The organism is Vibrio sp. 16, assembly GCF_963681195.1.
Lineage (GTDB): Bacteria > Pseudomonadota > Gammaproteobacteria > Enterobacterales > Vibrionaceae > Vibrio > Vibrio sinaloensis_D.
Genome location: NZ_OY808997.1, coordinates 332,781 through 348,308, shown reverse-complemented (window position 1 = coordinate 348,308; position 15,528 = coordinate 332,781). Strand labels below are relative to the sequence as shown.

The 15,528-nt window shown below is 47.8% G+C and carries 14 protein-coding genes; all 14 read right to left on the bottom strand.

The window, feature by feature from the left end; genetic code table 11:
- A complete protein-coding gene (gene fliI, locus U9J37_RS01585; RefSeq protein ID WP_005471816.1) occupies window positions 1-1,323 on the bottom strand; it encodes a flagellar protein export ATPase FliI in 1,323 nt (440 codons plus the stop codon).
- Window positions 1,323-2,123 (bottom strand): flagellar assembly protein FliH, encoded by an 801-nt coding sequence (fliH, locus tag U9J37_RS01580; RefSeq protein ID WP_005471660.1) that lies wholly within the window; start codon window positions 2,121-2,123, stop codon window positions 1,323-1,325. The genes fliI and fliH overlap by 1 nt, the downstream gene beginning before the upstream one ends.
- A gap of 23 nt (window positions 2,124-2,146) precedes the next feature.
- A complete protein-coding gene (fliG, locus tag U9J37_RS01575) occupies window positions 2,147-3,205 on the bottom strand; it encodes a flagellar motor switch protein FliG (protein WP_005471842.1) in 1,059 nt (352 codons plus the stop codon).
- The gene (gene fliF, locus U9J37_RS01570) at window positions 3,198-4,946 is read right to left on the bottom strand and encodes a flagellar basal-body MS-ring/collar protein FliF (protein ID WP_005471729.1); all 1,749 of its coding nucleotides are present in this window, start codon (window positions 4,944-4,946) and stop codon (window positions 3,198-3,200) included. Before fliF ends, fliG begins: the two co-directional genes overlap by 8 nt.
- A gap of 15 nt (window positions 4,947-4,961) precedes the next feature.
- The gene (gene fliE / locus U9J37_RS01565; protein ID WP_005471738.1) at window positions 4,962-5,273 is read right to left on the bottom strand and encodes a flagellar hook-basal body complex protein FliE; all 312 of its coding nucleotides are present in this window, start codon (window positions 5,271-5,273) and stop codon (window positions 4,962-4,964) included.
- Between the two features lie 97 nt (window positions 5,274-5,370).
- Window positions 5,371-6,777 carry a sigma-54-dependent transcriptional regulator gene (locus U9J37_RS01560; protein WP_005471653.1) on the bottom strand — a complete coding sequence of 469 codons (1,407 nt, stop codon included), beginning with the start codon at window positions 6,775-6,777 and terminating at the stop codon, window positions 5,371-5,373.
- Window positions 6,778-6,779: 2 nt separating this feature from the next.
- Complete coding sequence (locus U9J37_RS01555) at window positions 6,780-7,838, bottom strand: sensor histidine kinase (RefSeq protein ID WP_005471760.1); 1,059 nt, start codon at window positions 7,836-7,838, stop codon at window positions 6,780-6,782.
- A gap of 125 nt (window positions 7,839-7,963) precedes the next feature.
- Window positions 7,964-9,430 (bottom strand): sigma-54 dependent transcriptional regulator, encoded by a 1,467-nt coding sequence (locus U9J37_RS01550; RefSeq protein ID WP_005471867.1) that lies wholly within the window; start codon window positions 9,428-9,430, stop codon window positions 7,964-7,966.
- Window positions 9,431-9,687: 257 nt separating this feature from the next.
- Window positions 9,688-10,098, bottom strand: a complete 411-nt coding sequence (fliS, locus tag U9J37_RS01545; RefSeq protein ID WP_005471670.1) for a flagellar export chaperone FliS — start codon at window positions 10,096-10,098, stop codon at window positions 9,688-9,690.
- A gap of 11 nt (window positions 10,099-10,109) precedes the next feature.
- Window positions 10,110-10,433, bottom strand: a complete 324-nt coding sequence (locus tag U9J37_RS01540; RefSeq protein WP_005471735.1) for a flagellar protein FliT — start codon at window positions 10,431-10,433, stop codon at window positions 10,110-10,112.
- Window positions 10,420-12,441, bottom strand: a complete 2,022-nt coding sequence (fliD, locus tag U9J37_RS01535; RefSeq protein WP_322413860.1) for a flagellar filament capping protein FliD — start codon at window positions 12,439-12,441, stop codon at window positions 10,420-10,422. Before fliD ends, U9J37_RS01540 begins: the two co-directional genes overlap by 14 nt.
- A 21-nt stretch (window positions 12,442-12,462) precedes the next feature.
- A complete protein-coding gene (flaG, locus tag U9J37_RS01530) occupies window positions 12,463-12,891 on the bottom strand; it encodes a flagellar protein FlaG (protein WP_005471797.1) in 429 nt (142 codons plus the stop codon).
- A 69-nt stretch (window positions 12,892-12,960) separates the two neighbouring features.
- Entirely contained in the window at window positions 12,961-14,091 is a 1,131-nt protein-coding gene (locus U9J37_RS01525) for a flagellin (protein WP_005471766.1), read from the bottom strand.
- A gap of 259 nt (window positions 14,092-14,350) precedes the next feature.
- The gene (locus U9J37_RS01520; RefSeq protein WP_005471736.1) at window positions 14,351-15,484 is read right to left on the bottom strand and encodes a flagellin; all 1,134 of its coding nucleotides are present in this window, start codon (window positions 15,482-15,484) and stop codon (window positions 14,351-14,353) included.
- Window positions 15,485-15,528 lie beyond the last annotated feature (44 nt).

Sequence of the window (15,528 nt, the reverse complement as noted above, 5' to 3'; positions counted from 1 at the left end):
CTACTCCCCTTGCAGCAAACCGCGAAGCATGTTGACACACATATCGTAAGGGACGCTTTCTTTCATCGACTGCTGCAAATAGGCGTCGAGCTTCGGCTTGATGGTAAACGCACCATCAATGGCTGGATCAGTCCCTGGCTTGTAGGCACCGATCGATACCAAATCTTGATTCTTACGACATACTGACAGCACTTGGCGAACCGCTTTCGACATCAGCACATGCTCTTCCGAGGTAATCTGAGGCATAACACGGCTGACTGACTTTTCGACATCGATAGCTGGGTAATGCCCCGCATCGGCCATTTCACGAGACAGCACAACGTGACCATCTAGAATCGCTCGGGAGGCGTCGGCGATGGGGTCTTGTAAGTCATCCCCTTCGGTCAGGACGGTAAAGAAGGCGGTGATAGAGCCTTGTTCTGGACTGCCATTACCCGCTCGCTCCACCAGCGCTGGTAACTTAGCAAACACCGAAGGAGGATAACCTTTGGTTGCTGGCGGCTCACCAACCGACAGAGCAATTTCACGCTGAGCTTGAGCAAAGCGGGTCAGTGAATCCATTAGCAGTAGCACATCTAAGCCTTGGTCACGGAAATACTCAGCAATGGTTAGAGCGGTTTGGCACCCCTTCAAGCGCATCAAAGGTGAAGCGTCGGCGGGCGCGGCCACCACAACAGAGCGCTGACGACCATCAACGCCCAGTATTTCTTCAATAAACTCTTTAACTTCCCGTCCACGTTCACCGATAAGCCCAACCACAACGACTTGGGCCGTAGTGCCTCGAGTCATCATACCCAAGGTTACCGACTTACCAACACCCGAACCTGCAAACAGACCGATACGCTGACCTTTACCAACGGTAAGAAGACCGTTAATGGCTTTGATGCCGACATCGAGAGGTTCGGAAATGGGCTTACGCGCAAGAGGGTTGATTGGTTGAGCGTTGAACGACGCGCGTTTTTCCGTGTAGATAGGACCGAGTCCATCAAGCGGATTTCCCACCCCGTCAATCACCCTTCCGAGCAGTTCCATACCAACAGGTAAGCCAGTTTCACTGGTCAACGGGGTAACTTTCGCTCCTGGAAGTACGCCAGTGATTTGCTCACTCGGCATCAAATAGAGGCTTTCGCCCGAGAAGCCAACCACCTCGGCTTCCATTTCTCCATGCATGGTTTCAACGCGGCATAAGCTACCGATAGGCGCTCGGCACCCTGTCGCTTCGAGAGTTAATCCGACGACACGAACCAACTTGCCTGAGGCAACAGGACGGCATGTTAAGCCGCTTGTGGTGTATTGAGAAAGGCGTTCTGCGAGGGCGAGCACTACTCACCACCTTGGTGACGATTCACCCCACAAAAACTCTGAATCACGCTACGAATGCGTTCTTCCATGCGGTAGTTGACACTTGATTCACCCGCTTCAATCTGGACATCGCCGCGATTGAGTGCGGGCTCAGGCATCAGTGTCCAGTTACGGAAGTTCAGTTCCTCTTCACCGTAGGAAGAGCGGATAATTTCTATGTCTTCTGGATGAAGCTTTAATGTGATGGCATGCCCCGAAATAGGCAAAGATTCGACCGATTGTTTGATGGTATCTAGAATCACTTGTGGATTGGTCTGCACTTCAACGTGCACCACTTCTTTCACTAGTGTCAAAACCATGTCGACCAGTTGCTTTTCAACTTGCGCGTTCATCAGTTCAAGTGGCTGTGCAAACTGATTAGCCAAGCCAACGAAGGTTTGAACTTGTTGCTGAATAAACTCTTGTCCTGCAGCAACACCTTCGAGTTTGCCCGCTTCAAGCCCTTCTTGATGACCTTCTTCTAAACCTTGTTCTTTGCCTTTTTCATAACCTTGCTTAAAGCCCGCCTCTTGACCTTGGTGCAAACCTTCTTGGTAAGCTTGCTGCTTGATTAGCTCAATCTCTTCTTCAGTCAGTTCAACAGGCGCTTCATCCACAGGCTCCGAGACTGTTGGTGTCCAGCTAGGGTCATAGTTCATCGCCGTTTGTTTTGCTTTGGCGTGCGTTTTCGACGTGTAGTCAGGCATTCCCCAACGCTCGGCTTTTTGAACGACTTCGTCATCATCTAAACGCAAGAAACCGCGTTTTCTTTCCCCAGACATAGACACCTTATTTACTCAACTGATTATAAGAACTCGTCCGCACCGCCACCCAGCATGATCTCACCGGAGTCAGCCATACGACGAGCGATTGCCAGAATCTCTTTCTGCGCAGCTTCAACATCAGACACTTTGATTGGTGGCATCGCTTCAAGGTCGTCACGCATCATCTCAGCGGCACGTTTAGACATATTCTTGAAGATCTTCTCACGCAAGCCATCGTCTGCACCCTTAAGCGCGCGCTGTAGCGCATCTTGTGGTACATCACGCAGCAATTTCTGAATACCTTGGTCGTCCACTTCGATAAGGTTTTCGAACACGAACATCAAGTCTTGGATTTGAGTCGCCATGTCCTCGTCTTGATCGCGGATTTGATCCATCAAGATACCTTCGACGTTGTTGTCCATGTAGTTCATGATCTCTGCCGCTGCCTTCAGGCCGCCAATCTTGGCCGCTTGTGCACCCGCTTGACCCGCGAACTGTTTCTCCATGATTTCGTTCAACTCTGCCAGTGCCGATGGCTGAACTTCTTCAAGGTTGGCAATACGCATCATCAAATCGAGGCGGTCACGCTCAGCAAACTGAGACAAGATTTCGGCTGATTGATCCGGCTCTAAGTAGGAAAGTACGATAGTCTGAATCTGCGGGTGCTCGTTGATAATGATGCTGGCCACTTGACGTGGGTCCATCCATTTCAATGAGTCGAGACCTTTTGAGCCCGTACCCAACAGGATTTGGTCAACCAGGTTGTTCGCTTTGTCTTCACCCAGCGCCGCAACAAGGGCATTACGCATGAAGTCTTCACTGCCCATACCAATGTTGGTGTATTTTTGAATGTCTTCCAAAAATGCACGGTGTACCGCACCGACTTTTTCTTGGCTGAGATCCGCAGCACGCGCCATTGCGCTACCCACGCGTTGAACCTGTTTCGGCTCCAAATGGCGGATGATGCCCGCGGCGTCTTCCTCGTTCAGGCTAAGAAGAAGAATCGCTGCACGCTCTTCCCCAGGAATGGTTGATATGTCTACGGCGTTTTCGGCAACGTCACCACCGCCCTCTTGTTGAGGCACTATTTCGTTAGGCATCTTGCATCCAATTCTTCACTACTTGAGCCGCAAGCTCTGGTTCATTTGCCACAAGAGCACGGACGGCTTTCAATACGTCTTCATCTTTGTGTAGGTTAGGCAAGTCAATGCTTGAACCAAATTCAAACAGCTCACCACCTTCAAGGTCGCTACCAATTAAGCTGGTTTCACCATCAGCGCCAATTGGTAATCCATCTGGTCCATACAACTGGTCATCGTCATCATCCGACGCAGGGTTGAGAAGTTTCTTCATCGCTGGGCGAACAAGCACCAACACAACCACAATAATTACGAGTGCACTTGCGAACCAACGTACCCAATCATTGAAGTTCGGGTGTTCCCAAATCGGCACATCTTGCAGCACTTCAACTTCAGGTTCTGCAAACTGCATACTCAATACGTTTAGTAGATCGCCGCGCGCTTCGCTGTATCCAACTGCCCCAATCAGTACTTGGCGGATCGAAGATAGGTCAGCGTCCGATAAAGGTTGATACGTTGTCTCACCCGTATCTGGATTCACAATCGCGCGATTTTTGATAGCGACGGCTACGGTTTGACGGTTCACCACACCTGTCTGGCGACGTTCATGGCTGATGGTCGTATCAAGCTCATAATTGCGCGTTGCTTCTTTGTGAACAGAGCCCTGCCCTAAACCTGTCCCATCTTTCATTTGCGCGACATCTTGTGGAATTGAGGCATCCGCTGGCGGTTGATTACTCAACGCACCCGGTACGCCCGCTACCACACTTCCATTATTATAGTCTTCAAGCGTGTATTCGCTTCGCGTTGATGGGGTATTGGGGTCAAAGCTTTTACGTGTTTGTTCAACAGCGCTGAAGTCGAGCTGAATATCAACCTGAGCGGTGTAGTTACCAAAACCAAGAATAGGAATTAATACAGAATCGATTTTGTCACGTAGCGCTTGTTCTTGCTTGCGCTCAAGCTCGTGTTCTTTACGGCGAGCGGCAGAGGCAGGGTCTTGGGAACCCGAACTCAACAATCGACCATGTTGATCGGTGACCGTGATGCGATTCGGTTTCATGCCAGGAACGGCACTCGACACCATATCGACCACAGAGTCGACTTCTTCTTGTTTGAGGTTAGCCCCGGTTGCCAAGGTCAAAAAGACAGACGCAGATGCCTCTTGGTTATGGCGAACAAACACACTTTGTTTTGGTAGCGCAAGCAGTACACGAGCCTTGCGCACTTGCTTCATTTCTTCAATTGCTTTAGAAAGCTGGCGCTCACGACTGAGCTTCAAGCGCTCAAGTTCAAGACGCTGAGAAACGCCAAAACCCATATCTTGAAGCAAAATATCATCGCCCGCGTTTTTCTCTTGGTTCAATCCAGCACGAACCATATCCAACTTAAGCGTGTTGTATTCACTTGAAGGCACTAGGATAGTGTTGCCATCAAGTTTGTAATCAAGTTTTTGTTGATCAAGGTAGTCCAGAACAGGAATCAGCTCTTCGGTCTCATAAGCTCCAAGAGGTCTCATCTCTGGCTCTTTCACCCAGAAGAACAACATCACGATCAAGGCAACACAAATGGAAATAGAGAGGACTAACACGACTTGGCGAAGCAGGTCGAGGTCACCCACCGCCATGTCGAACTTGGAGCTGCTTTTCTCGTCGAGATCGGGGTTTTGCACACCTGAATCAAGATCAGATGTCGCCAACATTGCGCTGTCAGCACCCGCTTCTGCTACGGTTAGGTCTGTTGATTGATTTTGCTCTGACACAGGTGTTACCTATCTTTACACTGGCATGTTCATCAATTCTTTGTACGCTTCCACAAGTTTGTTACGTACTTGAATTGTTGCTTCAAACGCCACGCTGGACTTATTTCGGGCGATCATGACATCAGACAGTGATACGTTTTCATCACCTCGATCAAAACGTGTTTGTAGATCACCTGATGCTTTAGAAAGACTGTTGACGTTGTTAATCGCATTATTGAGCAGCTCACCAAAATCCGCGCCGACCGTATGGCCTGTTACTGCGGGCTTGGTATTCCCTGCTTCAAACATCATCGCTTGCATTTCGCTTTGGAAACCATCAATTTTCATCGATACCTCGGTCGTCAACTCTTTGACTAAAACTTTTGTTGTATTTATGACGCTGCAAAGTGTGTGCCATTTCCTTATGAGCGTCGAAAATAGCATGTTAGTTTGGAATATCAATCCCCGCATCGCGCATTTTTGCTAACTTGTAGCGCAAAGTTCTCGGACTGATTCCAAGTTTTTCCGCCATTTCTTTTCGGCGTCCGTTACACTCCACTAAAGTTTCAAGAATGATGGCGAATTCTTGGTCTCTTAGTTCACCACCCAGTCCACCAACCGATGAGGCCACTTTGCTCGAATCCACCTCTGCAACAGGCTGAATCACAGGCGCACGGGCGTCAGAATTTTCCACCACTTGCTGTAAACCCGAGGCGTCTTGCCAATCTAACCCTTCAAGCAAAATCTGCTCTGCGCCAATGTGATTGTTTTCACTCAAAATAAGCGCACGCTGAACGACGTTGTCGAGTTCACGAACATTACCTGGCCAAGCATACCCGGCAAGTTTGCTTATCGCTTGTGGGCTTAGGGTCGGTACCGGCATCCCCAGTTTTTTGCAGTTACGTTCAATAAGGTGGACAGCAAGAGGCTCAATATCGCCAGGACGGTCGCACAATGCAGGCCACGCAATTGGGAACACATTTAAACGGTAGTACAAGTCTTCGCGGAAGTTACCTTCTTGAACATATTGCTTAAGGTCTCGGTTACTGGTAGCCAAAACACGAACATCCAACTTAATGCTCTTTCTGCTACCTAAGCGCTCGACTTCTCGCTCTTGAAGAACACGCAATAGTTTGGCTTGCAGGTTCAAATCCATCTCACTGATTTCATCAAGTAAAATAGTGCCGCCTTGCGCTTGCTCAAACTTACCCGGACACGCTTGAACCGCGCCAGTAAACGCACCTTTTTCATAGCCGAATAAGGTCGCTTCGAGCATGTTGTCAGGAATCGCTGCACAGTTTATTGCAACAAAAGGCCCATCTTTACGATTTGACGCATTGTGGATATAGCGAGACATGACCTCTTTACCTGAGCCACTAGGCCCTAGGACCATCACGCTGGCGTCAGTTTTCGCCACTTTATCGGCCAGTGCCAACAACTTAATGCTCTTTTCGTCGGCAACCACCGCATCGCCATTGTCTTCCGACTTTACCGGCGCATAGCGGCTAACCATGTTAAGCAACACTTCTGGGGCAAAAGGTTTCGCCATGTAGTCGATCGCGCCATCTTTCATGGCCGAGACGGCATCTTCAATGTTGGCATACGCCGTCATCAACAGTACCGGGAGGTTTGGCCAATGCTGTTTGATATTACGCAGAAGAGCCAGTCCTCCCATCCCCGCCATCTGAACATCGGAGACCACAATATCAACCGTATTGGATTTAAGTTTGACCAACGCATCTTCTGCGCTATCTGCTTCTAGCCATTCGTAACCAGCCAAAGCGAGCGTGTCGACTAGGGCTTCGCGTAGACCTTCATCGTCTTCAACAATCAGTACCTTACTTTGAGCCATTATTACTCTCCAGTCTCAATATGTTGTTCAGAAGTGGTGTGGCGCTCTAGCGGGATGCACATGGTAAAACAGGCACCATCCCCCTCTTCTGAGATCAGCTCTAACCTTCCGTCGTGAGCACGACAAACCATTTGTACAACCGCTAAGCCAAGGCCGGTCCCCTGAGAGCGAGTCGTAAAGAAAGGTTCCATAATTTTACTTTGCAATTCCTTGGGCACGCCTGGGCCACTGTCTTGCACCGAAATTCTTAATTCGTTGTTTACGGGTCTAAAAAAGACGTCAACTTGAGAGGCTTTGCCCGCAATTTGGATCGCGTTCATCACCAAGTTACTTAAAGCAGATGCAATCGCGTTCGCGTTACCAAGGAGCTCTGTCTCTTCTTGTTCCACTTCGATGAAGTAATCGATCTGATTATTCTTCAGCGCCGTTTCCACCATGGGCGAGTATTCAGCCACAAGGTCTGAGATGGTAAAAGGTTTGACGACTTTATTGTCGCCGCCTTTTGCAAACAACAACATGTCGTTGACCTGCTTTTCTAAATCATGCAAACGATCCATCAGCTTGCTTTGAAAGCGATCTTTGGTTGCTGGCGGCAGATTTGGAGCACCAAGGTTCGAGGCGTACAACATGGCACTCGATAACGGAGTTCGTACCTGATGAGCCAAAGAGGCCACCATTCGACCCAGAGATGACAAACGCTGTAAATCACTGATTCTCGACTGAAGCAAGCGCGTCTCGGTGAGGTCCGTGATCAGAATAAGCTGGCCTGTTGCCGACGCAGATATCGCAAGTCGAACCTTACGTCCATTACGCAAAGAGATCTCGTGCCCGTCATCTTCACGCGGCGCGAAAGCTTGTTGAATGATGTCGAACCACTTTTGACCGACAAGAGGAACTTCAAGTAAGCGCTGCGCTTCTGGGTTTGCTTCACACACCGTACCTTGAGTGTCGAGTAGAATTACGCCTGCAGGCATCACATTGAGCACTTGCTGATAACGTTCTACTTGTTCTTCTAAGGTACCAAGTGAGGTTTGATTCTCAGTAACTGGGTTGGGCTGCATGACGTATTTCTGCCTTAAAAACTACAATAGCCTAGAATGCAAAAATCATTCCAGACTATTGTTGTTTATTTTCAAGCAGTTAGAGAAAGGTCGAGATTTTGACAGTCTCGTGAACGTGCAGTTTTCTAACGTTGCAGATTGTATTTGCGCATTTTTTCAACCAAGGTTGTCCGGCGCATACCGAGCATATCGGCCGCTCTCGCGACAACGCCACCCTGTGCTTCAAGTGCTTGGTTGATCATGTTCACTTCCAAATCGGCGAGCATTTCTTTCAAATTAACCCCTTCAGGAGGTAAGTTTTGCGGCGCTGCCTCGCTATCTTGGAACAGGTCATTCGACTCTAAGCTAAAATCTTCAGAGAAGATATCGTAAAACGCATCGCGCTCTTGTTCTTCAACCGTGCGTCCGGTGTTATACCCAGGTTGAAACTCAGGAATATCACTGTAGCGGTATTTGGTTGGCAAGTGGTTGACATCGACAAGACTGTTCGGATAAAGAATGATCATTCTCTCAACTAAGTTGGCAAGCTCACGAACGTTACCTGGCCAGTCGTGCTCCATCAAAGAGTTAATAGAGCGTGGTGTGAAGCAGATTGGTTGCGCGCCTTCCGCTTCCATCCGTGTCATCAGTTCTTGAAGTAGAAGTGGGATGTCATCTTTGCGATCACGAAGCGCTGGCATCTCAATTGGGAACACATTCAAGCGATAATAGAGGTCTTCACGGAACGACTCATCTTCGATCATTGACTCTAAGTTTCTGTGAGTTGCCGCGATGACACGAACATCAACCTTAATCGTGGTATTGCCACCAACACGCTCAAAGCATCGCTCTTGCAGCACGCGCAACAGCTTGACCTGCATAGGCATTGGCATATCACCAATTTCATCAAGGAACAGTGTCCCGCCTTCAGCCAGTTCAAAGCGCCCTTTTCGCGAGGTAATGGCACCAGTAAATGCGCCCTTTTCGTGACCGAATAACTCACTCTCTAGCAAGTCAGGTGGGATTGCGCCACAGTTAATCGGAACAAATGGACCGCTTCGACGAGTGGAATGGTAATGAATGTTTCTTGCAACAACTTCTTTACCTGTCCCCGATTCACCCAAGATGAGCACATTCGCTTCTGTACTCGACACCTGCTCTATAAGATGGCGAACTTCCTTAATCCCATGACTTTGGCCAACGAGACTGCGGAACAAGGTATTTTTGCGCGCCGATGAGACGACATTCATGCCTTTACGGCCAAGAAAGTCTTTACAGTGTCTTAGTGCTTCGCTTAGTTGTGGGTAGTTAAGAGGGAAATCGAGCTCACCAACATAGTGAGTCAGCTCATCGACAGGGTAAGAGTGTTTACCAGCAATCAAGAGTGGGACATGATTTGCACGGGCTAGCTTCTCGCTTAGGTTAGGGGCTAGATTTCCACCAGCCACAGAGCCGACAATGCATCCAGCCCAAATCGCCGACCAGTCAATTTCTTCAACTTGGTCAGAGCTGATCGCTTCGCACTGCTCTCCAACAAATTCTAAAATATTACTGAGATTCGTCCGCGCTTGTGCGTCGTCCTCAATCACAAGTAGTTTCGCTAAACCTTGCATGGGTGAGAATAATTGCCTTTCTTTTGAAACGTTGTGGCTGATTTATGTTTCTAACGTCAATTCTAACTATAGAACAGAAATAACGATTAACAATTTATAAATTTCAGCAACAAAATAAGCCACTAGGCTCGTGAGTGGCTTCTATTCTATTTGATAAAAAAAATAAGGCAACCAAGCAATTAGTCGGTGTGATGTTAGCCCAAAACCAATTGGCGCGATTTTGACTACATAAGCAACCAATTGGTGATTATTTGACTCTAAATACCCACATCTGACGCAGTTAAATTGTGATATTCATTTGGAATTTGATCCCATGCCGATTTGATCTCGCGAATAATATCGATCACATCATCGATCTTGGCAGGGTTATTTTGATGATTCGCTTCTGTGATTTGCGTAATCATGAACTCATACAGTTGGTCTAAGTTTTGTGCGATGTCACCACCGTCATCCATCGACAAACAGCTGCGTAAGCTAATGATAATATCAAGAGCCTTACCTAGGCGCTCACCTTTGACAGGAATGTTGCCCTGCTCCATCGCAGCTTTGCCTTGAATCAGACGTTCGATTGCGCCTGCCATAAGCATTTGCACAATTTTATGCGGGGAGGCCGCACTCAGTTGGCTATCAACTGATACCTTTTTGTAAGCCTGTAATGAACCACGCATAAATAACCTCTCTATAAAAATTTCTTGTACTGCTGAACAGAACGTTGACCATGTCGGTACTTTTGTAATGATTTGCCGACTTCAGCCGTTTTTACTTGCATCAACTCTACGATAGCTTTTGTTTCTTGAATTGCTGAGTGCCACTGCGCCGTTTGCGCCAACTCGGCATCGCGTTCTATCAAGCTGAACAAGTTCTGCAATATTCGTTCCCTTGTATCGACCAAAGCGAGGATTTCTTCAGTCTCAAACGCCTCTTGTGTAATCACTGATGAAATAGTGTGATTTATATCACGCAATTTATCTAGATTTTGCTCAAACTCTTCAACCAAGTGCATTCATCATCCCAGCCAGTTGAGACTGCATTTTGCTCGTTGCATCTTGCATTGCCGTAAATTTGGCGTGAGTCCGCTTTTCTAAACTCTCCATACGGCGATCCAATGCCGCTTGATCATCTTGCAATGAATAAGTGCGCTCTAGCATGCTCTTTTCACGTGTGCGGATTGCGCCTGTCACACCAGTGAGCCCTTGAATCGCATCTTCCACTTTTTTGGCAAAGCCTTTGTTGCCACCAAAGAATCCTTCAAGTTTATTGAAGTTGTTGTTTAGCTGGCGGTCGAGCATGTCGTAGTTGATTTCCAAGTTACCTTGACGAGTCGTGGTCACACCAAACTCAGTCAAGGTTTTAAGATCTTCCGGTGCTGTTTCGACATCAGCAGAGAAAACCGACTTTAGTCGAGCATCGGCATTACGAACCACACTGTCACCCGATAATGGCCCTGCCCTACCCGTTCGAGGATCAACCCCCGCGAGTTCTTGTGAAAGTTGGTAGAACTGGTTGTAGGCAGCCACGAATCGTTCAATGTCGTCTCTTACTCGTTGACGGTCATATTCAATGTCAATTTCCGATACTGGTTTTCCAACTTCGGTGCGGCCTTTGAGTGTCAAATCGACCCCTTCAATGGCATCTTCAATGATGTTGTTGTCACTGGACAATTGCGCCACACCATCAAGCATCACTTTCGCATCTTGGGCGCTTTGAACTTCGGTCATACCATTATAGGTATCAAAAGAGGCTTGTGCCGCCTCCAGATCCGCTTGAGCTTTATCCACGCGCTCAAGGTATTCTCGCTCTTCTTGGGTCAATTTAGCTCGTTCAAGCTGCTTCGCCTGTTCTGGCGTTAGCTCACCACTGGCGACTTTTCGCTCGATCTCAACTTTTTCATTAACCAACTTCTGCTCGATCTGAGCTTTCTCTTCTTCGAGCTTAGCCTGCGCTTCTTTTGGGGTCACGTAAGAGTCGGTAAGAGTACCAGACGCGGTGTTTGACCAGCCTGGAACATCACCCGACTTCTCAATCGCTTTATCGTCTAGCTCTGGTTCTGGCTCCCAGTAAGAATCCAGAAGCGTTCCAGATGCCGTTTCTGTCCAGCCTGGGATACGCTCTTCTGGTTTGAGATATTTGTTTGCTTCCACGCCAGCTTTAGCCGCTGCGGCCGCCGCTTGCGTCGATAACTCATTATCCGCACTCGCATCTTTGGCGGCTTTAGGATCGGCTTTGATTGCCGCTTGTTTTGAGTTGTCGGCAATTTCTTGATCGACAATTTTTGCCGCTTCAATGTTTCGCTGGGCAATCTTATCGGCGAATTCTTGTTCTTTCGGGGAAAGAGGATTCAACAACTCTTGAGCAGCAGACCGCGCTTTCTCTAGGTCTTTAACACGCTGTTCTAGCGTTTTATATTCAAGTCTTTTTAGGTTATCGCCCGGTTTTGCGTCAGCGACAATCGAGAGGTCGTTCGCTTCACCAGATTTGGTTGAAGCGACAATGAGTCGTGGGCCTTCGGTGTCATTGATGATAGACGCCCGAACCCCAGGGTTAGATTTGCTGTTGTTAATGCCTCTAACGACATCAACCAGTTTGGAGTTATTAGAGATTTCGACGGTGAATTTTTTGTCGCCAAGCGAAACCTGCAGCTTACCAGGGCCATACTTTGCGTCTTCAGGAAGTACGTCTGACGCAATTTTATGGCTCTGCGCAAGCTGCAACACATCGATAGCATAGCGACCAGCGATGGCATCAGTGGTTGCTGTCGCTGATACAACGGTATCATTTGTCGTTTCGACTTTTCTTGCGGCGAAAGCTTTCTCCTGACGAAAGCTCGCCATCAAGTTTTTCATCGTATCCAGCGACTCTCTGAGCCGACCATAGGCACTGATCCCGGTATCAATTTGGGCCCGCTCATTGTCGATACGTTGCTGCTTAGGTACGCGCTCCGAATCTACAATTTTGCTGACCATGGAATTGATATCCATGCCAGAATTCATCCCTATAGGGCCAAAACTCATCTACATCACCTCAAATTACGATTACACCGTTTGGTTCACCAATCCCGACGAATACCTCGCGGTTTGGTCCCTTAGGCGTCGAAGAATCTCCAACAGTTCCTCATCAGGAATCTGGCGAATAATATCACCGGTATCCGCTTCGTAAATGGTCACGACGTCCCGACCGGACTCTTCGTCGACACGAAACGATAAGCCTTTGTTGATGGATGAGATGAAGTCATTCACCTGTTCAACAACCCGCTCGCGCTCTTCTCGATTGAGTTTCTCTCGCTCTTTCGTTGCTTCGATCACTCTTTCGACTGCTTGAGCGGCAGATTCACTTACCTTTTCATTTACTTGCGGTTCCTTTTTCAAGGAATCGAGCAGTACTCCTTCGTTTTTTGAAGCAATTTTAGTGCCACTTTCTGAGCCGTAAGGCTGGATGTTCGATGTGTAGGATGATATGTCCATAACGATCTCCCTTCCACCTTTAGGTCACAGCACAAAGCTGCTACCAATAAGCTCCGTCGAACCTATCGATTAACCTAACAAGCTAAGTGCAGACGATGGTGACTGCTTAGCTTGAGCTAGGATTGAAGTACTCGCTTGCTGCAGAATCTGAGACTTAGTCATTGCGGTTGTTTCTTTCGCAAAGTCTGTGTCCAAGATACGGCTACGAGATGCGTTTACGTTCTCGTTGATGTTGTCTAGGTTATTGATCGCATGACCAAAACGGTTTTGGAAAGCACCCAGACCAGCACGCTGGCTGTCTACGTTCTTCAATGCGCCATCAATGATCGATACGGCCATTTGAGAACCCGCTACCGTGGTAACATCAACGTCTGCAACTGTCTTGTTTTGAGCGTCACCGAAACCGATTTCACCGCCAAGACCGCCCGTAATTTCAACGTCTGTTGCCACTTTATTGGTTGCAGCAAACAGTTGAAGCTTACCATCTTCGCCTACAGACGCTTTTACATCTTCGCTTTGACCGTTGATGTAAGTCGCAACCTGCTCAATGTCGTCGCCGACTTTAGCGTTGATCGTTAGCTCTTTCTCTTCACCATGTACATCAGTATAGCCAAGAGTCAGATCGGTATTGTCTGAAACTCTCCAATCTGCACCTTTGCCTTCTTCAGCAACATACGCTTTACCACCCATGTCTGCCGTGTCAGAACGCATGTTACCCATAGAAAGCTGTACCGCTTCACCTGAGCTCGCACCGATTTGGAATGATTGGCTACCGTAAGTACCGTTTAGAAGTTTGTTACCACCAAAAGAGGTCGTTTCAGCGATACGGTTTAACTCGTCGTTTAACGCCGTTACTTCTTCTTGAATAGCGATACGCTCTGAACGCGAGTTAGAGCCGTTTGAAGATTGCAGCGCTAGATCACGCATACGTTGCAGGATGTTGGTACTCTCGTTCATTGCACCTTCAGCAGTTTGTGCAATAGAGATACCATCGTTTGCGTTTTTCACCGCCATGTCCAAGCCACGGCTTTGTGATGTCAAACGGTTTGAGATTTGTAGGCCAGCAGCATCGTCACGAGCACTGTTGATTTTGTAGCCCGATGACAAACGCTCCATCGATTTCTGCATACCTTCAGCTGCACCGTTCAGGTGTCGCTGAGCAGTCATCGCAGACACGTTAGTGTTTACGTTAATTGCCATATTTGATCTCCTTAGGCATTAGGGCGATGTGCCTTTGCGTCTCTCACCTCGCATTGGCACATCTCATTTCTCTCAATCCTTTAACGGCGGACTTAGATTAACCTTTAGGAGAAAATTAACTTTTTTACGAATTTTTCTAGATTGAACACTAAAGTGTGATTTGGGTCTAAAAGTGATTTCTATAGCGCCATTCAATATCAATCACTTAGCTAAAAACAAAAAATCCAGCCGAAGCTGGATTTTTTTCTAAAGCTGACGCTTAGCCTAGTAGGCTTAGTGCCGAGTTCGGTGCTTGCTTCGCTTGAGCAAGAATCGAGCTTGATGCTTGAGATAGGATTTGCGACTTGGTCATTGCCGTTGTTTCTTTCGCGAAGTCCGTATCTTTAATTCGGCTCTTAGACGCGTTCACGTTTTCGTTGATGTTGTCTAAGTTGTTAATCGCGTGGTTGAAACGGTTCTGGAATGCACCCAGTTCAGCACGGTGGCTATCAACATAGTTTAGAGCCGCATCGATAATCGCTACCGATTCTTGTGCGCCACCTACAGATGTTACGTTGATAGTGTCAACGGTTACCGCTTGACCATCTTGCATACCTAGCTCACCAGCTAGACCACCACCGAAACTTACCTCACCTTCAACTTTGTTAGTGCCCGCAAACACTTGCAGCTTGCCATCTTCATCGACAGACGCTTTTACCATGTCTGTTTGACCGTTGATGTAAGTCGCCAGTTCTTCAATATCATCCCCCTCTTTTGCAGAGATATTGATCGTCTGCTCTTCACCATCTTTTGGTGTTAGCGTGATTGTTAGGTCATTTGAGCCAGCTTGAACAGACCAGTCCTTGTTTTTACCGTTTTCAGCTTTGTAGCTCGTACCACCCATGCCAACGTTATCAGAGCGCATGTCGTTCAGAGTCAGCATAACTGCTTCACCGTTATCCGCACCAATCTGCATTGATTTGGTTGTAAACGTACCGTTTAGCAGTTTGTTACCACCAAATGATGTGGTTTCCGCGATACGGTTAAGCTCGTCGTTTAGTGCCGTAACCTCTTCCTGAATTGCTACACGCTCAGACTTAGAGTTTGAACCGTTAGCCGATTGTAGCGATAGGTCACGCATACGTTGCAGGATGTTGGTTGTCTCGTTCATCGCACCTTCAGCAGTTTGCGCGATTGAGATACCGTCGTTCGCGTTACGTACCGCTACGTCTAGACCGCGGCTTTGTACGTTTAAGCGGTTAGAGATTTGTAGACCCGCTGCATCGTCTTTTGCACTGTTGATCTTAGAACCTGATGACAAACGCTCCATTGAAGTTTGCTGTGCGTTCGTTGCGCTATTTAGGTAACGCTGTGCTGTCATCGCTGCTACGTTAGTATTTACATTCACTGCCATGGTGATTTCTCCAATTGATTTTCCGATGTTTCCGGTTTCCGACG

Bases quoted from the DNA above. Each gene is read 5' to 3' on its own strand.
- fliH (WP_005471660.1), bottom strand. From the start codon at position 2,123: ATGTCTGGGGAAAGAAAACGCGGTTTCTTGCGTTTAGATGATGACGAA.
- fliG (WP_005471842.1), bottom strand. From the start codon at position 3,205: ATGCCTAACGAAATAGTGCCTCAACAAGAGGGCGGTGGTGACGTTGCC.
- fliE (WP_005471738.1), bottom strand. From the start codon at position 5,273: ATGAAAATTGATGGTTTCCAAAGCGAAATGCAAGCGATGATGTTTGAA.
- U9J37_RS01560 (WP_005471653.1), bottom strand. From the start codon at position 6,777: ATGGCTCAAAGTAAGGTACTGATTGTTGAAGACGATGAAGGTCTACGC.
- U9J37_RS01555 (WP_005471760.1), bottom strand. From the start codon at position 7,838: ATGCAGCCCAACCCAGTTACTGAGAATCAAACCTCACTTGGTACCTTA.
- U9J37_RS01550 (WP_005471867.1), bottom strand. From the start codon at position 9,430: ATGCAAGGTTTAGCGAAACTACTTGTGATTGAGGACGACGCACAAGCG.
- fliS (WP_005471670.1), bottom strand. From the start codon at position 10,098: ATGCGTGGTTCATTACAGGCTTACAAAAAGGTATCAGTTGATAGCCAA.
- U9J37_RS01540 (WP_005471735.1), bottom strand. From the start codon at position 10,433: ATGCACTTGGTTGAAGAGTTTGAGCAAAATCTAGATAAATTGCGTGAT.
- fliD (WP_322413860.1), bottom strand. From the start codon at position 12,441: ATGAGTTTTGGCCCTATAGGGATGAATTCTGGCATGGATATCAATTCC.
- flaG (WP_005471797.1), bottom strand. From the start codon at position 12,891: ATGGACATATCATCCTACACATCGAACATCCAGCCTTACGGCTCAGAA.
- U9J37_RS01525 (WP_005471766.1), bottom strand. From the start codon at position 14,091: ATGGCAATTAACGTAAACACTAACGTGTCTGCGATGACTGCTCAGCGA.
- U9J37_RS01520 (WP_005471736.1), bottom strand. From the start codon at position 15,484: ATGGCAGTGAATGTAAATACTAACGTAGCAGCGATGACAGCACAGCGT.